This is a genomic window from Reyranella sp. GW821-FHT14A01 (assembly GCF_058803965.1).
Map to the genome: position 1 here is coordinate 1 of NZ_JBXAPM010000017.1, position 18,119 is coordinate 18,119.

Sequence of the window (18,119 nt, forward strand, 5' to 3'; positions counted from 1 at the left end):
GAAACCTCATGGGTACACTCCCTGGGAGTGTTCACCATGTCTCCGAACATCCGTTCACTATGTCTCCGGTCCGTACATCGGAGAGCGGAGAAGTTGGTGTGGCCTGTCTTTCAACAACGCATTGTCCAAGACGTTTCGTGGGCCCACGTAGGGTAAGTCTTGCAGTATGATCGCCTTGCCGTTGACACTTGCGATGACATATCTGCCAAAAGGAACAAACTCGTTGCTGAATGTTGCCGTATACAGATAGCCGTCGAGCGACTTGTTTTTGTGGGGAGCTATTGTGACGGTTGACGTCAGGCTGGAGTCCCATGGCGCCCTGATCAATATCTTGGAGCACGATGGGGTGTCGCCTCTATTGGATGTCACAAGCTCGCAAACTTCGTTCGTGGAGTTTCCCTGTGTGGGCCATTCAATGTTGTTGAAGTCATATGCGTCTAGAGTGTCGCGCAAAAGCAGATAGGCGACCAAATCACGAGTTTGCTCACGCATTCTGAGGGCATTCTCGTAACTTACAGACGAAAGTATCCATGCGGCAGCGAGCAGAATGGCGAAGCCTGCGTTGGTCTTTAGATCGCGTACGACATCGGCAATCTTCACCGGCATGGAAGCGACTCCAAGTAGTAAGTACTGCGTATCATACACCAACTATATTGTGCACACTCGTAACAATTACACGCCCTCCGCTTGTCGTATGCGGGCGGAGTGGGGCGCCATCGATGCTTCCGAGCTGGGAAGGTACTGCTATAGTCTTGTTCCCACCTGAGGAGAGAGTGACGTGCCCGATCAAGCGCTGGTGAATTCGGATCTGCAATCTGCCCTGGCCGAGGCCAAGCAGGCCTATGTCGACCGCAATCCCAAGAGCTTCGCCCGCCACCAGGATGCCTGCGTGGCCATGCCCGGCGGCAACACCCGCACGACCCTGCACAATTCGCCGTTCCCGCTCACGGTCGTGCGTGGCGAGGGCTGCCGCCTGTGGGACGCTGACGGCCACGAATATATCGACGTGCTGGGCGAATACACCGCTGGCATCTACGGCCACTCCCATCCGGTGATCCGCGCCGCCATTGATCGCGCGCTGAACCACGGCTGGAACTATGGCGGCCGTAACGAGAACGAGGGCAAGCTCGCCAAGCTGATCGCCGACCGCATGCCGTCGATCGACCTGGTGCGCTTCACCAACTCCGGCACCGAGAGCAACGTGATGGCGCTGGCCGGCGCGCGCGTCTACGCCCAGCGCAAGGGCCGCACCAAGGCCACCAAGGTCATGGTGTTCCACGGCGGTTATCACGGCGGCGTGCTCTATTTCGTGAGCGGCGGCAGCCCCGTGAACATGCCCTACGAATACGTGGTGGCGCCCTACAACGACATCGAGGGCACCAAGGCGCTGCTGGCCAAACATGGCGAGGAACTATTCGCCGTCCTGCTGGAGCCGATGCAGGGCAGCCACGGTTGCCTGCCGGGCGATGTCGAGTTCCTGAAGGCGGTGCGCGAGGAGACGAAGGCGCGCGGCATCACCATGATCTTCGACGAGGTCATGACCTCGCGCCTCTCGCCGGGCGGCCTGCAGGCCAAGCACGGCGTCATTCCCGACATGACGACGCTCGGCAAGTATATCGGCGGCGGCATGTCGTTCGGCGCCTTCGGCGGCAAGCGCGAGATCATGGAGCTGTTCGACCCGACCAAGCCGGACGCGCTGCCCCATGCCGGCACCTTCAACAACAACGCGCTCACCATGGCCGCGGGCGTCGCGGGCTACGGCGAGGTCTACACGGCCGAGGCGGCCAAGACGCTCAACGACCGCGGCGACGCGATCCGCGAGCGGCTGAATGCGATCTGCAAGAGGGCGGGCGTCGCCTTCCAGTTCTCCGGCATCGGCTCGATGATGACGGCGCACGCCACGGCACGGCCGATCAAGACGGCGGCCGACATCGCCTCGTCCAACCAGGACGCCAAGGAGCTGTTCTTCTTCGACATGAGCGCGGCCGGCATCTGGATCGCCCGCCGCGGTTTCGTGGCGCTGAACATCATGATCGGCGACACCGAAGGCGACCGTTTCGTGGCAGCCTTGGAAGAGTTCGTATCGGCGAGAAAGGCCCTTTTGCAGGCGCCGTAACGGCCTACATTGGGGGCATGACCAAGAGCCATGAATTCCCCCAGCCGGTCGCCGGCACCGTGGTGCCCCGCTTCGGCGATGTCGCCACCTTCATGCGCCTGCCGCTGTTCCGTGACCCGGCAGAAGTCGAGATCGGCATGGTCGGCGTGCCCTGGGACGGCGGCACGACCAACCGTCCCGGCGCGCGGCACGGCCCGCGCCAGATGCGCGACCTCTCCACCATGATGCGCCGCATCCACCATGTGACGCGGGTCGCCCCCTATGAATTGGCGAAATGCGGCGATCTCGGCGATGCGCCGGTCAATCCCGCCAGCCTCGACGATTCGCTCGACCGCATCGAGAAGCACTACGCCAAGCTCCATGCCGCCGGCGTGGTGCCGCTATCGGCGGGCGGCGATCATCTGATCACCTTGCCGATCATGCGCGGCATCCGCAAAGGCCTGCCGCCACTCGGCATGGTCCATTTCGACGCCCATAGCGACACCTGGGACACCTATTTCGGCGGCTTCAAGTACACGCACGGCACGCCCTTCCGCCGCGCCGTGGAGGAGGGGCTGCTCGATCCCAAGCGCGTGGTCCAGATCGGCATCCGAGGCTCGCTCTACAAGGCCGACGACAACCAATGGGCCGTCGACCAGGGCATGCGGGTCATCACCATCGAGGAGTATTTCGACCTCGGCGTCGAGAAGGTGATCGAGGAGGCCCGCCGCGTCGTCGGCACCGGCCCAACCTATGTGAGCTTCGACGTCGACGGCCTCGACCCGGCCTACGCGCCCGGCACCGGCACGCCGGAGATCGGCGGCTACACCCCGCACGAGGCCCAGCGCATGCTGCGCGGCCTGCGCGGCCTCGACCTTGTCGGCGGCGACGTCGTCGAGGTCTCGCCGCCCTTCGACATGAGCGGCAACACCGCCCTCGTCGGCGTCACCATGATGTGGGAGATCCTCTGCCTGCTCGCGGAGTCGGTAGCGAAGCGGAAGGGGCGGATTTAGGCCGCCAGCTCCAATATCTCCTTCACCTCAGCGGGAGTCGGGATCGGGCGGGGGTTGCGCGGGACCCAGGGCGTGCCCATCGCCTGTTGGGCGATGCGGTCGAACTGTTCGCGGCCGATCTTCACGTCGGAGAGGGAGCGCGGCATGTCGAGGCCGCGGATGAACCGGTCGAGCACGTCGCCGGCGTCCTGGCCGGGATGGCCCATCGCATTGGCGATCAGTGCCTGGCGGTCGGCGTTGGCGGGTTTGTTCCAGCGCATGACCGAGGGCAGCATGATGCACGAGGTATGGCCGTGCGGGACGTCGAACACGGCGCCCAGCACGTAGCCGATGCCGTGGCTGGCGCCCATCGGGACGCCGGCGGCGATGCCGGCCATCGAGAGCCAGGAGCCGGTCTGGCAATCGAGGCGGGCGGCCATGTCGGAGGGATCAGCCTTCACCCGGGGCAGGCCGCGCGCCAGCAGCGACAGGCCATGCAGCGAAGAGGCGTTGCTGAACTCCGTGGATTCGAGGGAGCAGACGCCCTCGACGCAGTGATCGACGGCGCGGATGCCGGTCGAGAGCAGGAGCCACATCGGCGTGTGGCGGGTCACCTCGGGATCGAGGATGACGGCCTGCGGGATGGTGAGGGGATGGCGGAACATCTCCTTCACCTTGGTCGCCTCGTTGGTGACGCCGGCGATGCCGGAGAACTCACCGGCCGAGAGCGTGGTGGGGATCGAGATCTGCCGCACGGTCGGCGGCTTCACGTCCGCCTGGCCGCGGATCCGGTCCATGTCCTCGGGCGTGCGCACGTCGTTGGCGAGGCAGAGTTGGACCGCCTTGGCCGCATCGGTGATCGAGCCGCCGCCCAGCGTCACGATCAGGTCGGCGCGGGCCTCGCGGGCCTGCTCGGCGGCCGCAACGACCGCGGCGCGAGGCGAATGGGCGGGCATCCTGTCGAAGGTGCCGACGCACTTGTTGCCCAGCGCCCGGCGCAGCTTCTCGATCTCGTCCGTCTCGCGGTTCAGCGTGCCGCTCACCATCAGGAACACGCGGGCTGCGCCCTGGCGCTCGACCAGCTCCGCGACGGCCTCGGCGGCGGGCCGGCCGAAGATGACTTCCTCCATCCTGCTGAAAACGACGCGGCCCGAAGCGGTCATGCTCTTCCCCCTGTAATTTTGCTATCGTGACGGCAGAACCAGGCAAGGAAAAGCATGACCGGCACACGGGATGGCGCGATCGCCCGCGCAGAGAAATACTTCGACGATGGCGGTTTCCTCGAGGAGCTGCAGCGGCGGGTGGCCATCCCCACGACCAGCCAGGAGCAGGGCTCGATGCCCGCCCTTCAGGAATATGTCTCCGGCGAGATGACCGAGTCGCTGCAGAAGCTCGGTTACGACTGCACGGTGCTGCCCAACCCGCGCAGCGAATACGGCCCGTTCCTGATCGCCCGCCGGGTCGAGGATCCGTCCAAGCCGACCGTGCTGACTTACGGCCATGGCGACGTGATCCGGGGCCAGGAGGAGCAATGGCGCGCCGGTCTCTCGCCCTGGAAGATCGTGATCGAGGGCGAGAAGATGTATGGCCGCGGCACGGCTGACAACAAAGGCCAGCACACGATCAACATCGCGGCCCTTGCCTGCGTCATGCAGGAACGGGGCTCGCTGGGCTTCAACTCGACGATCCTGATCGAGACCGGCGAGGAGACGGGCTCGCCCGGCCTCGGCGACTTCTGCAAGGCCAACAAGGACGCGCTCAAGGCCGACGCCCTGATCGGCTCGGATGGGCCGCGGCTCGACCATCGCCGGCCGACCATCTTCGGCGGCACCCGGGGCACGCTGAACTTCAACCTGAAGCTCACGATGCGCGAGGGCGGTCACCATTCGGGTAACTGGGGCGGGCTGCTGGCCAATCCCGGCATCATCATGGCCCATGCGTTGGCGACGATTACCGACGAGCGCGGCCAGATCAAAGTGCCGGAATGGCGGCCCAAGACGCTCACCAACTCGATCCGCGCGGCTTTGGCCGACGCCCATGTCGATGCCGGTGAAGGGGCGCCCGAGATCAACGAGGATTGGGGCGAGAAGTCGCTGACGCCGGTCGAGCGCGTGTTCGGCTGGAACAGCTTCGAGGTGCTGGCCTTCAAGACCGGCAATCCCGACCGGCCGGTCAACGCCATCCCGCCCAGTGCCGTCGCCTACTGCCAACTGCGCTTCGTCGTCGGCACCGACCCGCACGACATCATCCCGGCGCTGCGCCGGCATCTGGAGAAGCATGGCTTCGGCATGATCGAGATCGAACAGGCGCGCGACGTGATCATGAACGCAACGCGCCTCGATCCCGAAAACCCGTGGGCCAGGTTCGCGTCGAACTCGATCGAGAAGACGGCGGGACAGAAGCCCAACATGCTGCCCAATCTCGGCGGTTCGCTGCCGAACGAGGTGTTCACCGACATCCTCGGCCTGCCGACGGTCTGGGTGCCGCATTCCTATGCCGCCTGCTCGCAGCATGCACCGGACGAGCATCTGCTGACGCCGGTCGCGCGGGACGGGCTGCGCCTGATGACGGGCCTGTTCTGGGATTTGGGCGCGCAGGGCCGGCCGGGGTAAGCTCTGCCTGATGCTGTCAGCCGACGAGGCCGCAGACCTGATCGAAGCCATCGCGACCCGTCAGGATCGCGCGGCTTTCGCGACTCTCTTCCGCCACTACGCGCCGCGCCTAAAGGCCTTCATCATGCGCGGCGGCGCCGACGCAGAGTCCGCGCAGGAAGTGGCGCAGGAAGCGCTCATCATGGTGTGGCGCAAGGCCGCCAGCTTCGATCGGACGCGGGCCTCGGCGGCCACCTGGCTCTATACGATCGCCCGCAACAAGCGGATCGACTTCCTGCGGCGTAACAACCGGCCGGCGATCGACACGGAGGATTGGCTCACGGTATTTGCACCCGAAGACGACGATGCCGACAAATCCGTTCTCGCAGGACAGACGTATACGAGGGTGAAGGAGCTGCTCGCGGGATTGTCTGCCGATCAACTGCTGGTGGTCGAGAAGGCGTTCTTCGAGGACAAGACACATACGGTCATCGCCGAGGAGCTGAAGTTGCCCCTCGGGACGGTGAAGTCGCGCATCCGCCTGGCGTTGGCACGCCTGCGGGATGCGCTGGAGAAAGACGAATCATGAGCCGCCATCCGGCGCCCGACGAACTGCTGCTGGACTATGCGGCGGGCACGTTGCCTGCCGGGCCGGCGCTCGCCGTGGCGTTGCATGTTGCACTGGACCCGCAATCTCGGCGCGCCGTCGATCGCCTCAATGCTATTGGCGGCGCACTTATCGAGAACGAAGCGGCTTCGAAATTTGCAGTCGACCTCGACGATGCTGCGCTCGAACGCGCGCTCGCTCGCCTGGATGAAATTCCGGTGGAGCCCCGGCCGGCTCCTGCCGCACGCCGCCATCCGAGCTTCGACTGGGCGCCGGCGCCCTTGTGGCCGCACCTGCGGCCGGGCATGGGCTGGCGGCGCGTGGTGGGCAACTTCGAAGAGATCCGCCTCGACCTGCCGGGGAGTTTCCATCGCGTGTCCCTCCTGCGGCTCGAGCCCGGAAAGGGCCTGCCGCAGCACAAGCACACCGGCTACGAATACACGGTCGTTCTTCAGGGCGGCTATACGGACGAGACCGGCAATTACGGCGTCGGAGATTTTGCCGTCGGCCCCGGCTCGGAACGGCACGAACCGATCGCCGATCCGGGCGAGCCCTGCATCGCGATGATCGTGATCGAAAGGCCCATCGTGCTCACCAATCGATGGCGCCACTTGTTCAATCCCCTGATCCGACGCGGCTGGATCTGAGCGGCCCCACCGAGCGACGTTGACCCCGCAGGGGCTTCCCTTCAGGTTTGCAGCCTGAAAAGAGGACACCAATGCCACGCATTCCGTACTACGAACTCGAAAACGCCACGGGCAAGCACGCCGAATTGCTCGGCAAGCTCGATCCCATGCTCAACATCTACAGGATGCTGGCCAACTCCGAGCAGGGCGCGAAGGGCTTCCTGCGCATGGGCAACGGGCTGCTCTACAAATGCGAATTGAATCCGGTGCTGCGCGAACTGGCCATCATCCGCGTCGGCCGCCTGAGCCGCACCGCCTATGAGGTTTTCCAGCACGAGCGCATCGGCCGCGAGGTCGGCGTGACCGAGGACAAGATCGCCGCCCTGCGCGACGCCACCATCGAGGCGCCGGCCTTCGACGACAACGAGAAGGCCGTGCTGCGCTTCGCCGACGACGTGGTGCGCAACGTCAAGGCGTCGGACAAGACGCTGAAGGCCGTGCAGGCCTTCCTGACGCCGGGCGCGCTGGTCGAGCTGACCCTGACCATCGGCTATTACATGATGGTCTGCCGCTTCCTCGAAACCACGGGTGTCGAGGGCGAAGAGGGCCAGGCAGAATGGCTGAAGACGGCCAAGCTGTAAGTATTGTTTTCCTCCCCCGTCATCGGGGGAGGTGTCGGCGTCTCACGACGACGGAGGGGTCAAGACTTTGCAAAAAAGCATGACCCCTCCGCCCCGATGACGGGGCACCTCCCCATTTGAATGGGGAGGAGGGATGGAAGACTAGGAGTAAGAGATGGCGTACCGCGTCCTGATCGCGCAGTTCATGCATGAGACGAACACCTTCAGCAAACTCAAGACGACGCTGGAGGACTACCGCAAGCGCTGGCTGATCGAGGGCGAGGAGATGGTGCCGCGCTTCACCGGCACAAAGAACGAAGTCGGCGGCTATATCGACTCGGTGAAGAAGTACGGTTGGGAGCCGGTCTGGGCGGCGGCGGCCAATGCTACGCCGTCGGGCAAGCTCACCAAGGAGACCTGGGAGCATATCCGCGACCTGATCCTCGATGCCGCGAAGAAGGCGGGCAAGCTCGACGCGATCTGCCTCTCGCTGCACGGCGCCGCCGTCACCGACACCGAGGACGATGCCGAGGGCGCGTTGCTCGAGGCGTTGCGCGCCATCGTCGGGCCGGACATCCCGGTCGTCGCCACGCTCGACCTGCACGCCAACGCCACGCTCAAGATGGCCCGCAACGCTAATGCGCTGGTGAGCTACCGCACCTATCCGCATATCGACGGCTACGAGCGCGCGGTGCAGGCGGCAGCACTCGTCCAGGAGGCGCTGGAGGGTAAGAAGACGCCGAAGTGCCTGCTGATCCAGCCCGCGATGCTGGAAGGCGCCGATCACGGCAAGACGACCCAGCCCGGCCTGATGCGCGATCTGCTGGCCAAGGCCGACGCCTTCGAGAAGGAGGAGGGCATCAACGTCGTCAGCATCCAGGCGGGCTTCACCTGGGCCGACATTCCCTATACCGGCCCGTCCATCGCGGTGAGCCACGAGCCGGCGGCCGAAAAGCGCGCGAAGGAAGTGGCAGCCGCGATCCTCGACGAGATCTGGAAGCGCCGTGACGAGAATTCGTCGGCCTTCAAGCCGGTCTCCGACGCGATCGCCGCAGCCAAGGCGGGCGTCGGCAAGGAGGGCCCACTGGTCGTGGCCGACGGCACCGACAATCCGGGCGGCGGCGGTTACAACGACACGACGCCGGTGCTGCAGGCGCTGATCTACGCGGACGTCCAGAACGTGGCCTTCGGCACGATCTTCGACCCCGGCACGGTGCAGCAGGCCATCAAGGCCGGCGTCGGCGCGGAGATCGACGTCGTGCTGGGCGGCCACACCGATCCCTCGATGGGCGGGCCGGTGAAGGCGAGGGCCATTGTGAAGATGCTGTCCGACGGCTCGTTCAAGAACGACGGGCCGATGAATGCCGGCGTCGAGACCTCGATGGGGCCGACCGCCGTGCTGCGCATCGGCGGTATCGACGTGGTGACCATCTCCAACCGCATTCAGACGATCGATCTGCAGGTCTTCCTGAGCCAGGGCATCGACCCACGGACCAAGAGCGTGGTGGTGGTGAAGAGCGTGCAACACTTCCGCGCGGCCTATGCACCGATCGCCCGCGAGATCGTGCTGGTCGATTCCGGCGGCATCTGCTCGCCCGACATCAGCCGCCTGAAGTTCACCAAGCTGCGCCGGCCGATCTGGCCGCTCGACGGCGTCAACGATCCTTACGCGGGGCAGCGGGCCTGAACCTTGGCCCGAGCATTGGCATGACACTGGCATGAGGATGGGCATGAACATCACACGCGAGGCGCCTTTTCCCGGCGCATCCTTCGGCGCAACGCTGCGGCTCGAGGGCGATGCCGCGCAGATCGTGGCGGCGGCCGAGGCCGAGCCTGAGGCCCTGCCGGCGGCGCTGGCCGAAGCGAAGGGGCTGCTGCTGATCCAGGGCATGAACGGCATCTCCGAGGATCCCGACCTGCTGATCCGCCTTAGCCGCGTCTTTGGCCCGGAGGTCGAAGATTACCGCCACACGCTCACCAACCTCACGTCGGTGCATGTCTCGGTGCCCGAGATACTGCTGGTGTCGAACATGGCGCCGGTCAGCAAGGCGCCGCCCAAGCGGCCCGAGCCGCCGCTGGCGGCCGACGGGCTGATCCCGACGGAGTATCCCCATCGCATGGGCTGGCACACCGACCAGAGCTATCGCCGGCCGCCGCCGGATATTTCGCTCTTCTATGCGGTGACGCCGGCTGAGAAGAACACCGGCCAGACCCTGTTCGCCAACGGCATTCTCGCCTATGCGGCGCTGCCGCTGGCCTTGAAGGCGAAGGTCGATACCCTGGTCGGGCTGCATGCCCAGCCGGGCAGCGGCCGCTCGCGCGAGGCCGCGCTCTCCGGGCGCACGCCGCGCGTTTTCGCGGCCCATGAACGCTCGCAGCCGCAGCCGGTCGTGCGTACCCATCCAGTGACGGGCGAGAAGTCGCTCTACCTCTGCGAATGGGGCCAGATGGACTGGTTCGAGGGGCCGTTCGTCGGCATGGAGCCCGGCCCGCACGGGGCAGGGGCCGGGCTGCTCGACGAGATCATGGCGCACTACACCGAGCGTCGCTTCTGCTACGCCCATGAATGGACCGAGGGCGATCTCCTGATCTGGGACAATCGCTGCCTCGTCCATGCCGCCACCTGGTTCGACGGCGATCGCGAGGGCCGCCTGATGTGGCGCACGACGGTGCACGGCAATCCCGGCGCCTATTATGCAGGCGAGAAGAAGAGCTGGATTCCCGCGACTGCTGCTTGATGGGGCTGCCTGACGTCGTTCAGCGCTTCTGGCGGAAGAAGGTCGTGAGCACGTAGCGGCGGCCCCGGGTCACGGGGCCGACCTTGTGCAGCAGGCCGCAGGAGAAGACCGCCGCCGCGCCTGCGGGCGGGCTGACCCTCACGCCGGCATATTCGGGAAACACCAGCTCGCCGCCCTCGAAATCGTCGTTGAGGTTCAGCGACACGGCGAAGGCGCGGTCGGCCGTGGTCGGTGCGCCATTGTCGCGATGGGCGGCGAAGAAGTGCCGGCCCTCTTCGCTGTAGGACAGCACGACATGCGCATCGAAGGTGAATTCGCGATCGAAGGCGAAGACCTTGGTGAGCTCGGGGCCGATGCGATAGGCCAGCCGATCCGACACTGCCTTCTGCATCATCGGCTCGACGATCGTGTAGTCCTCGGTCTGCTTCAGCGCCGACATGTCGACATTGCCGTAGCGGCTGGAAACGCCGCCATCCTTGTGATCGCCCTTGCCCCACAGCCGGATGAGCTGGGTGCAGAAATCCGGCTCGAAGACGCGCGGCAGGATCATGACCGGCGCCATGGCGGTGTTCAGGAGCAGGCCGGCGCCGCCGTCGGAGCGTACCGACTGGGCCAGTCCGCCCATTGCCTCGGTGGCGGCCAGCAGGGCGCGCGTGTCAAAGGTGGTCGCGACCCTCTGGTTGGGGTCGAGCACGATGACCCGCTGGCGCATGCCCATGCCCTGGCCGAATGATACCGCACCGGCCTGGGAGAGGAGTGCCGGCAGGAACTGGCCTTTCTCGTCGCAGAGGAGCAGAGGATTTTCGGGGACCGCGCCGAGTTTCTTCCAGAGAGCACCGGCCGCCGCTACGGCATTGCCGGCGACAACGACAAGCTTCGTCGACGCCGCGGTGCAGGCAGCACGCAAGGCCGCGAACTGCTCGCCGTCGAGAGCTGCGAGATCCGCCACGGCGAGCAGCGCGACCGGATCGCCGCCGAACGACCAGATGAACTTCCGGAGTTTTCCGTCGAGGCCCGGCAGCACGAAGTCGGGAAGACGATCACCGGGGCGGAGAGACAGCGCGTTTGTCATCGCTCGACTGTACAGGATACCGGATAACCGCGCTCAACCGGCGGCCTGGGCGGGCGACCGGCGCACCAGAGTCCACCAGCCGGCCAGCCCGACGATGCCGGTCAGGGCGACGCCGATGCCGATGTTCATCTGGGTGTCGTGCGGCACGTAACCGACCAGCAGGGTCAGCACCGCGGCGGTCATCATCTGCACGAAGCCCATCAGCGCCGAGGCCGCGCCGACCCGGTTGGCGGGGACCGAGACCAGCGCGTTCGCCATCGCGTTGGGCATGTTGAGACCGTTGCCCCAGCCCATCAGGACCAGCGGCACGATCAGCGCCAGCGGCGTGACGTAGCCCAGCGCCGCCGTCACGATCATCGCCAGTGCACCCATGGTGAGAATGGATTGTCCCACCGGTATCAGCAGCAGGCTGCTGACCCGGCCCTGCAGGCGGCTGGAGACCAGGCTGCCGACGACGAAGTTGCCCGCCCAGGCGAGCGTGAACCAGCCGAACAGTTCGGCGGCCACGCCCATGACCTGGATCAGCAGGATGGGGCCGCCTGAGAAGAAGACATTGAATCCGGCCGAGGCGCAGGTCGCCGCGATCATGAGACCGATGAAACGGCGCTCGCGCAGCACCGCGCGGAAGCCGTCGACATAGTCGTGCACCACGCCCTTCGTGCGCGGCGCGGCCTTCGGCGCGGTTTCGCCGAGGATGCGCCAGACCAGGATCAGCACCGCGATCCCGCAGGCAGCCGTGAACCAGAAATTGCTTCGCCAGCCGAAGAAGCCGAGCAGCTGGCCGCCGAGCAGCGGCGAGAGTGCCGGCCCGAGGGCCATGGAAGAGGCCATGTAGCCCATCGCCCGGGGGGCTTCGGGACCGGTCCGGCTGTCGCGCACGATGGCACGCCCCAGCACCACGCTGCCGCAGGCGCCGCAGGCCTGGACCAGGCGCGAGGCGATCAGGGTCTCGATCGTCGGGCTCAGCGCGCAGCAGACGCTGCCGATCGTGAACACGACGAGGCTGGCCAGCAGCACCGGCCGGCGGCCCAGACTGTCCGAGAGCGGACCTACGGCCAACTGAGCAAAGGCGAAGGCGAACAGGTAGATCGACAGCGTCAACTGCGCGGTACCGTAGGAGACGCTCAATTCCCTTGCGATGGTCGGCAGGGACGGTAGGAACATGGTCAGCGCCATCTGCGAGGACACTGTGGCGCTCATCAGCAGCCAGATCGGCGGTTTGGTCGTACGCATACGCGGCAATTCACTTGTCCGCGAAAGGCGGAATGGCAGGCTCAATAGCAGCCTTCGGCGCCGACATCACGCGGTCGGCAGGCGTCCCTGAACCGCCAGGCGGCCGTCGGCCATGCGTTGCATCACCACGATCTCGCCGCTGCCAGGAAAGATCTGGCTGACGGCCGATATCACGACCTGGTGCGTTACCAGCACCGTCGGCATCGCGATGTCGAGTTGTCCGATCCACAGCCGCAGCGCCTCGATCTGGCGGGGTTCGCGCGATCGGTCCTGGACGAAGGAATTGAGCAGCGGTTGCTGGCGTATTCCGCCCAGCTGCATCAGGGTCGCGGTCTCGAGGCAGCGGCACCACTGGCTGGAATGGATGTCGGCGGCGGCAAGGCCGTTGGCGCGGAACAGGTCGCCGATGCGGACGGCCTGCGCGCGGCCCTCGGCCGAGAGATTGCGCTGTGTCGCACAGTCGTCGAGACGAAAACCCGGCGGATCGTCGTTTCCCGGCGCCAGGGCATGGCGAATCAGTGCGAAGGAGGCGGGCCGGCGCAACGCTGCCCAGGAATCGCTCTGTGCCGACACGGCGCGCGCGACGAACCCCGTTGTCAGGGTCAACAGCGCACCGATGACGGCACGACGCGATGGGCTTGTTCTTCCGGTTCCATCCAGGCCCGGCAACACGACGTCGGGAAGACGATCACCGGGTCGAAGAGACAGAGTTTTCGTCATCACTCGACCGGTTGGTTGCCGGAAGGTCGCTCACCCGGCACCCTCCTTCTTCTTGAGGGTGATTTTGGCACTGCCAAACCTTGTCGTGTCAACGTTGCTGCGCGCGACGACCGTTACCGTCTTCGTCTCTTCGATTGCGCTCGGAGCACTATACAAGCCGCTGTTCGATATCTGGCCAACCGCCTTGGGCTCGATGGACCAATCCACGCCAGGGCCTGACAACCCCAGAGCCTTGGCCTCGAATTGCAGACTCTCTCCCGGGCCCAGCGCGCCAGCAGCCGGACTCACGGTGACGATCGGCTCGATCTTGACGCTGGCCGTGGCGAACTTCGTCGAATTCGCCATGCTTCGTACCGTAATAGTCACTCCTTTCGTCGGAGGAGACGCGGGAGCGACGTACAATCCATTCTGGGAAATGGTGCCGGCACTGGCATCCGGCGGGTCGAGGGTCCAGAGGCTCTGAGTATTTGAGGTGCCCGATACGCTGGCGGCGAAGTCCATCGAGGTTCCCGGAGGTACGATCGCCGAGGGCGGCGTCACTGTGACGCTGACAGCGTCGCCGCTTGCGGTGGGCGGAGGAGCAGCCGTTGCCGGCCTCAGCTTGTCTACCAAAGCCCGAATCATCAGCAGGATCGGCTCGGATGCGAAGCCGCTTCCAAACCCGAGCACCACGGACTTCAGAGGTGTGTCCGGAAGAATGATGTAGTAGGCGGTGACTGCGATGAGCGGCGCCGTGAACACCTGCATGATTTGAAAGACCAGACTCTCGCGAGCCTCGGCGTTGGTCAGCACGTCTTGCGAGTCCATGGCGCGCCTTTGGTATTCGGGAACCCGGCGTGTCATGCTGACAGCCCCACCAAACAGTGCGAGGACGAGCACGTACAGCGGCACAACCAGTCCGCCATTGATGTGGCCCACGGTCTTGTCCGTCACGAGGCCACCCAGGTTCGCCACCCATTGGCTACCGCTGTATTCGCATAGCACTTCCTTTGGATAGGCGTCTTTGTTAACCGGTTTGACGCATCCCTGCAGAATACCGAGCGGGGCGTCCGACGCTATGTTCTTGCTGGAAAGCGGGTCGAGAAGAGCGAATGGCAATATCGAACCCAGCAAGGCAATTCCGGTGAAGAAATAGCAAAACCTTATGATCTGATTGAGCTTGTTGTTCGTGACCGTCCCTGAAAATACATAAAGTCCTGTAATCACGAGCATGGAAAGAGCGAAATAGGCGATCGGCCAATGCCAAGGACCTTTCCACCACAAAGCCGCGACCAGCCAGATTATTGTTGGAAGAACGCTTACCCATATCAGCAATCCAGGCCACGGCGAGTCGACACTCCAGAAGGTGATTGGCGGAACCCTGGCCGAAACGACTGTGATCCTCGGCACCAATGCGAGATCTCGACTTGCTTTCCACAACTTCGCACGATCCTCCTTCGAGGGTGTGCCAGTCGCGGCGACCTCGCGAGCCGCTTCTATATCGTCGATGATCTGGTCCCGGATCGGGTGTAGCCCTTCCTTGACGAGGAAATCGAGAAGAGCCGAAGCCGCAGCGACATCCTTGGAAAATTGATCTGCTGTCGATGCAGACTGCTTGTCCGCCGACGCTGGATCTGTCCGCCCCCACGGCCAGATCCAAATCCCGATCTTCCTCCAAAGAGGTTCGTCCATCGTCCCCTCCACCGTAGGTCGTCCAACGGGATTCCCACCGGGTCGACAATAATTGTCACGGAGGTTGCTTTAGTCAATTATCAAGCGCGTGGAGCGTGTTCTCCTGAGTGATGCCGAGCAACTTGGACAGAACTCACTGGCGTCGAAGGCTGGGGGCTACCGCTTCGCATCGGGTGCCGGCGGCACCGGCAGAATGATTTCGGAAGCGACCTTCCAGTCCTCCCCGACGCGTAGCCAGTTGATGATCATAAGAAACGGCCTGGCCGTTCCATCCTGTCCCGCATAGGAGACCGTGATGTTCATCGGCACATAGGACTCCGCAACATCGCGCGTCAGGCCGACGACCTTGAGCTTCGAATAGTCCGGCTCAAGTACGACCGGCCCAGAGCTGCCGATGTCGTGCAGTTTCTGGTCGATTGCCTCGTTGCCCCAGAAGCCGGCCCAGTTCCCATCGGACGCGATCGCGCTCTTCGCCACTAACAGAGTCGAGGGCGATTGCCAGAACATCCCATGGAGAGCCTTGAAATCGTGCTTGTTGGCCAATTCCATAAGCCTGTCGAACTGCGATCTGATCGTGTTCAGGCTTGCGGCATCCAGCGGCTCTTCGCTGACGGTGGGAGCAGCCGCGACGACTCTGGCGGAAAGGGCCGTGGCGGCGAGGATGGCAAGAAGTGTCTTGTACATGTCTGGAATTCCTTACTCTGCGCTTTCATCCGCCCAAAACATCGTCGGAAAGTTCAGCTTGTGCATTCGCGGAGCAAGGTCGCGATCTTCGTATCGAGACTGCGGGCAACGGCGAGAGCGTTCTGGTTGCCATACGGGTTGAGAAAGCTCTCCATTTTGTCGTAGCAAACATGGACACCATCGGGTCTCTCATCGACGAGGATCGTGACGGGCGCGTAGGATCCGGCATCGGGAACGTGCTTCACCATTTCTTTCATGATCAGTGGGTTGCCGATCAGGAACCGCATGCTCTCGGGAGTCGCGGCTCCGGTTTCACGGCGCAGGATGGCGCCCAGGTCGAATTCCGCGAAAAGCATGAAGCCTGAACGACCGAGGCCACTTTGGACGATGCGCTCCAGATCAGAGAAGGAATTGGCGGCCCTCGTCGACCTGAAGTACTCGACCATGTCGGGTTGCCCGACGGCCGACTTGAGCTTGGCTACGACGCCGGCGAATGATTTCGAACACGTGAGACTGAAGCGTTCGACCTCGACCTTTGAGATTGTCATTCTGTCCTCCATAGCGGCTCTCCTGTAGTTCGCGGTTACGCTTCCAGGAATGTGCGGACGTGGCTGACGAACAGCGCGGGATACTGAAACGGCGCGCCGTGCCCGGAATCGGGATAGAGAATAAGCTGGGCGTTGCTCAGCGCGTTGAACATCGCGTAGGCGTTGTCCGCCGGCAGCATGGTGTCCTGCTTCCCGCCGACGACCAGGGCGGGCTGGCTGATGGCCCGCAGCGTGGCGTGTCCGGGTTCGGTGGTGGCGCACCACGCAATCAGCGCGGTGGCCTGCGGACCGGTTACGGCGCTGCCATTGTCTGTATCCCGGTCTTCCGTGCGCACCTTCGCCCGGTGCAGGAACGCCACGCCGGCTGCCTGGCTGGCGGCCGACTTCGTGAAGAACAGCGGCAGGCGCGGGTCGGGCGCCTCGGTTTGAGCAAACGCCTCCCGAAGAACCGCCAGCAGGTGTTCCTCTCCACCCTTCGGAGCGGTGCCGACAAGGATGAGCTTGCGGACCAGCCGTCCGTGCTCGGCCGCGATTTGTTGGGCGATGCAGCCGCCAAGGGAAAAGCCCAGCAGGTCGACTTCGGAAAGGCCGAGCAGGTCGATGAACGCGACCGCATCCCGGGCCATCGCCGCGATATTGTCGGGCGTCTGGCCCGTCGAGCGGCCGACCCCTGCGTTGTCGAAGGCAATCACCGGACGATCGGCAGCCAGGGCATTCACGACGGCGGGATCCCAGGCGTCGATGTTACCGGAGAAGTGCTGCAGCAGGATCAGCGGCGTTCCGGTCGACGGGCCGAGAAGGCGATAGGCGAAGCGGATGCCGCTGCCTTCGACGTAACGGGTGGCCGCCGTTTCCAGCCTGTCGGTGGCCTCGCTCGCAGTGTCGGCTTCAGTCATGTCATTCTCCGGATGTGCGGTTCAACTTGATCAGGTCTAAGGCGAGCCTGGGCTCCCGGCACGAATGCGCCGGGAGCCCCGGTCGTCACTTCGCGAGCGCGGCCTTTTCGATGACGTCGGCGACTTCCTTGGCGTGAACGACGAGGGACGCATGGCTGCCGGCGACCTCTGTCGTCTGCGCCTTGATCCTGGCGGCGAACATCTTCTGTGCCTCGGGGGCGATAACCTTGTCCTTCGTGCTGATCACATAGAATGTGGGCTTGGTTCGCCAGGCTGCCGTATCGACAGGGGCCTCGAATGCCACGTGGTTCAGCGGGAGCTGATGGGTTGCCAGGGTTTCGGCGATCTTCGGGGGAAGGTCGGCCGCGACGGCAGACGGAAACACCTTGGGATCGATGTAGAGGTTGCCCTTTGCGTCGGGATGAATGGCCGCGCTGCCCTCGGTTGCCGGACCGCCTTTGGCGAGGCTTGCCAGAGATTCGCCCACGTCGGGCGCGAAGGCGGAGACGTAGACCAGCGCCGAGACCTTGGGATCGCCACCTGCCTGTGTGACGACCACGCCGCCCCAGGAGTGGCCGACGAGAACGGTCCTGCCGTTCTGCTTTTCGAGCGCGCGTTTGGTGGCATCGACATCCGCTGCAAGCGATGTGAGCGGATTTTCGACGAGCGTTACGGTGTAGCCCTTCTTTGAGAGGATATCGGCGACGGGCTTCCAGCTCGTCTCGTCGACGAAAGCGCCATGGACGAGAACGATGTTGTGAGCCGCACCGTTCGGGAGATGAGCCGATTGGGCGAAGACGCCAAACGGGACCCCGGCCAGCAAGGCGGTGGCAGCGGAGAGCAGAAGAGTGCGCATGGGTTGTCCTGTTGAAATGTTCGAGGGGTGGGAAGGGCGCGGTGAGGTGGCGTCTGTTCCATCTGTATTGGCGAAAATGGTTGCCGCACCACACGTCGGCCTGCCGAGACATCACCTAATGCGGGGATCACTCGGACGACAGGACCCAATCGTCCGAATATTGTGTCTGA

At 64.4% G+C, this 18,119-nt stretch carries 18 protein-coding genes; 8 read left to right on the forward strand and 10 right to left on the reverse strand.

Annotated features, from left to right (window positions below; all coding sequences use genetic code 11):
• Window positions 1-57: 57 nt before the first annotated feature.
• Window positions 58-606 carry a hypothetical protein gene (locus tag AC1ROX_RS25990; protein ID WP_493130726.1) on the reverse strand — a complete coding sequence of 183 codons (549 nt, stop codon included), beginning with the start codon at window positions 604-606 and terminating at the stop codon, window positions 58-60.
• 172 nt (window positions 607-778) lie between these two features.
• Between AC1ROX_RS25990 and AC1ROX_RS25995 the strand changes: the two genes are divergently transcribed.
• Together AC1ROX_RS25995 and speB are read left to right on the forward strand one after the other, a co-directional pair.
• Window positions 779-2,116 carry an aspartate aminotransferase family protein gene (locus tag AC1ROX_RS25995; protein ID WP_493130728.1) on the forward strand — a complete coding sequence of 446 codons (1,338 nt, stop codon included), beginning with the start codon at window positions 779-781 and terminating at the stop codon, window positions 2,114-2,116.
• A gap of 17 nt (window positions 2,117-2,133) precedes the next feature.
• Window positions 2,134-3,108: an agmatinase gene (speB, locus tag AC1ROX_RS26000; protein ID WP_493130730.1), complete on the forward strand. Its 975-nt coding sequence runs from the start codon at window positions 2,134-2,136 to the stop codon at window positions 3,106-3,108.
• On the opposite strand, the gene AC1ROX_RS26005 is transcribed toward speB, so the two are convergent.
• The gene (locus AC1ROX_RS26005; RefSeq protein ID WP_493130732.1) at window positions 3,105-4,250 is read right to left on the reverse strand and encodes an iron-containing alcohol dehydrogenase; all 1,146 of its coding nucleotides are present in this window, start codon (window positions 4,248-4,250) and stop codon (window positions 3,105-3,107) included. The genes speB and AC1ROX_RS26005 overlap by 4 nt on opposite strands.
• Before the next feature lie 54 nt (window positions 4,251-4,304).
• Here AC1ROX_RS26005 and AC1ROX_RS26010 point away from each other — a divergent pair, with 54 nt between their 5' ends.
• The 6 genes from AC1ROX_RS26010 (at window position 4,305) to AC1ROX_RS26035 (ending at window position 10,269) form a co-directional block, all read left to right on the forward strand.
• Window positions 4,305-5,699: a M20 family metallopeptidase gene (locus AC1ROX_RS26010; RefSeq protein WP_493130734.1), complete on the forward strand. Its 1,395-nt coding sequence runs from the start codon at window positions 4,305-4,307 to the stop codon at window positions 5,697-5,699.
• A 10-nt stretch (window positions 5,700-5,709) separates the two neighbouring features.
• Entirely contained in the window at window positions 5,710-6,267 is a 558-nt protein-coding gene (locus tag AC1ROX_RS26015) for a sigma-70 family RNA polymerase sigma factor (RefSeq protein ID WP_493130736.1), read from the forward strand.
• The gene (locus AC1ROX_RS26020) at window positions 6,264-6,932 is read left to right on the forward strand and encodes a ChrR family anti-sigma-E factor (protein ID WP_493130738.1); all 669 of its coding nucleotides are present in this window, start codon (window positions 6,264-6,266) and stop codon (window positions 6,930-6,932) included. The genes AC1ROX_RS26015 and AC1ROX_RS26020 overlap by 4 nt, the downstream gene beginning before the upstream one ends.
• Window positions 6,933-7,003: 71 nt before the next feature.
• On the forward strand, window positions 7,004-7,552 hold the full coding sequence (locus AC1ROX_RS26025; RefSeq protein ID WP_493130740.1) for a carboxymuconolactone decarboxylase family protein: 549 nt from the start codon (window positions 7,004-7,006) through the stop codon (window positions 7,550-7,552).
• A gap of 154 nt (window positions 7,553-7,706) precedes the next feature.
• On the forward strand, window positions 7,707-9,218 hold the full coding sequence (locus AC1ROX_RS26030) for a M81 family metallopeptidase (protein WP_493130742.1): 1,512 nt from the start codon (window positions 7,707-7,709) through the stop codon (window positions 9,216-9,218).
• Window positions 9,219-9,261: 43 nt separating this feature from the next.
• Entirely contained in the window at window positions 9,262-10,269 is a 1,008-nt protein-coding gene (locus AC1ROX_RS26035; protein WP_493130744.1) for a TauD/TfdA dioxygenase family protein, read from the forward strand.
• 19 nt (window positions 10,270-10,288) lie between these two features.
• Here the strand turns inward: AC1ROX_RS26035 and AC1ROX_RS26040 are convergent, their stop codons facing one another.
• The 8 genes from AC1ROX_RS26040 to AC1ROX_RS26075 all read right to left on the reverse strand — a co-directional run bounded on the left by AC1ROX_RS26040 (window position 10,289) and on the right by AC1ROX_RS26075 (window position 17,949).
• Window positions 10,289-11,341 (reverse strand): prolyl hydroxylase family protein, encoded by a 1,053-nt coding sequence (locus tag AC1ROX_RS26040; protein WP_493130746.1) that lies wholly within the window; start codon window positions 11,339-11,341, stop codon window positions 10,289-10,291.
• Window positions 11,342-11,374: 33 nt separating this feature from the next.
• Complete coding sequence (locus tag AC1ROX_RS26045; RefSeq protein WP_493130748.1) at window positions 11,375-12,574, reverse strand: multidrug effflux MFS transporter; 1,200 nt, start codon at window positions 12,572-12,574, stop codon at window positions 11,375-11,377.
• A gap of 66 nt (window positions 12,575-12,640) precedes the next feature.
• Window positions 12,641-13,180, reverse strand: coding sequence for a histidine phosphatase family protein (locus AC1ROX_RS26050; RefSeq protein ID WP_493130750.1), 540 nt, complete (start codon window positions 13,178-13,180; stop codon window positions 12,641-12,643).
• A gap of 144 nt (window positions 13,181-13,324) precedes the next feature.
• Window positions 13,325-14,965, reverse strand: a complete 1,641-nt coding sequence (locus AC1ROX_RS26055; RefSeq protein WP_493130752.1) for an Ig-like domain-containing protein — start codon at window positions 14,963-14,965, stop codon at window positions 13,325-13,327.
• A gap of 156 nt (window positions 14,966-15,121) precedes the next feature.
• The gene (locus tag AC1ROX_RS26060; protein ID WP_493130754.1) at window positions 15,122-15,649 is read right to left on the reverse strand and encodes a hypothetical protein; all 528 of its coding nucleotides are present in this window, start codon (window positions 15,647-15,649) and stop codon (window positions 15,122-15,124) included.
• A 53-nt stretch (window positions 15,650-15,702) separates the two neighbouring features.
• Window positions 15,703-16,197 carry a DUF302 domain-containing protein gene (locus AC1ROX_RS26065; RefSeq protein ID WP_493130755.1) on the reverse strand — a complete coding sequence of 165 codons (495 nt, stop codon included), beginning with the start codon at window positions 16,195-16,197 and terminating at the stop codon, window positions 15,703-15,705.
• A gap of 35 nt (window positions 16,198-16,232) precedes the next feature.
• Entirely contained in the window at window positions 16,233-17,093 is an 861-nt protein-coding gene (locus AC1ROX_RS26070; protein ID WP_493130756.1) for an alpha/beta fold hydrolase, read from the reverse strand.
• 85 nt (window positions 17,094-17,178) lie between these two features.
• Window positions 17,179-17,949 carry an alpha/beta fold hydrolase gene (locus AC1ROX_RS26075; protein ID WP_493130757.1) on the reverse strand — a complete coding sequence of 257 codons (771 nt, stop codon included), beginning with the start codon at window positions 17,947-17,949 and terminating at the stop codon, window positions 17,179-17,181.
• Window positions 17,950-18,119 lie beyond the last annotated feature (170 nt).

Bases quoted from the DNA above. Each gene is read 5' to 3' on its own strand.
- AC1ROX_RS26030 (WP_493130742.1), top strand. From the start codon at position 7,707: ATGGCGTACCGCGTCCTGATCGCGCAGTTCATGCATGAGACGAACACC.
- speB (WP_493130730.1), top strand. From the start codon at position 2,134: ATGACCAAGAGCCATGAATTCCCCCAGCCGGTCGCCGGCACCGTGGTG.
- AC1ROX_RS26040 (WP_493130746.1), bottom strand. From the start codon at position 11,341: ATGACAAACGCGCTGTCTCTCCGCCCCGGTGATCGTCTTCCCGACTTC.
- AC1ROX_RS26075 (WP_493130757.1), bottom strand. From the start codon at position 17,949: ATGCGCACTCTTCTGCTCTCCGCTGCCACCGCCTTGCTGGCCGGGGTC.
- AC1ROX_RS26070 (WP_493130756.1), bottom strand. From the start codon at position 17,093: ATGACTGAAGCCGACACTGCGAGCGAGGCCACCGACAGGCTGGAAACG.
- AC1ROX_RS25990 (WP_493130726.1), bottom strand. From the start codon at position 606: ATGCCGGTGAAGATTGCCGATGTCGTACGCGATCTAAAGACCAACGCA.
- AC1ROX_RS26005 (WP_493130732.1), bottom strand. From the start codon at position 4,250: ATGACCGCTTCGGGCCGCGTCGTTTTCAGCAGGATGGAGGAAGTCATC.
- AC1ROX_RS26065 (WP_493130755.1), bottom strand. From the start codon at position 16,197: ATGACAATCTCAAAGGTCGAGGTCGAACGCTTCAGTCTCACGTGTTCG.
- AC1ROX_RS26020 (WP_493130738.1), top strand. From the start codon at position 6,264: ATGAGCCGCCATCCGGCGCCCGACGAACTGCTGCTGGACTATGCGGCG.
- AC1ROX_RS26025 (WP_493130740.1), top strand. From the start codon at position 7,004: ATGCCACGCATTCCGTACTACGAACTCGAAAACGCCACGGGCAAGCAC.
- AC1ROX_RS26010 (WP_493130734.1), top strand. From the start codon at position 4,305: ATGACCGGCACACGGGATGGCGCGATCGCCCGCGCAGAGAAATACTTC.
- AC1ROX_RS26015 (WP_493130736.1), top strand. From the start codon at position 5,710: ATGCTGTCAGCCGACGAGGCCGCAGACCTGATCGAAGCCATCGCGACC.
- AC1ROX_RS26055 (WP_493130752.1), bottom strand. From the start codon at position 14,965: ATGGACGAACCTCTTTGGAGGAAGATCGGGATTTGGATCTGGCCGTGG.
- AC1ROX_RS26060 (WP_493130754.1), bottom strand. From the start codon at position 15,649: ATGTACAAGACACTTCTTGCCATCCTCGCCGCCACGGCCCTTTCCGCC.
- AC1ROX_RS26035 (WP_493130744.1), top strand. From the start codon at position 9,262: ATGAACATCACACGCGAGGCGCCTTTTCCCGGCGCATCCTTCGGCGCA.
- AC1ROX_RS26045 (WP_493130748.1), bottom strand. From the start codon at position 12,574: ATGCGTACGACCAAACCGCCGATCTGGCTGCTGATGAGCGCCACAGTG.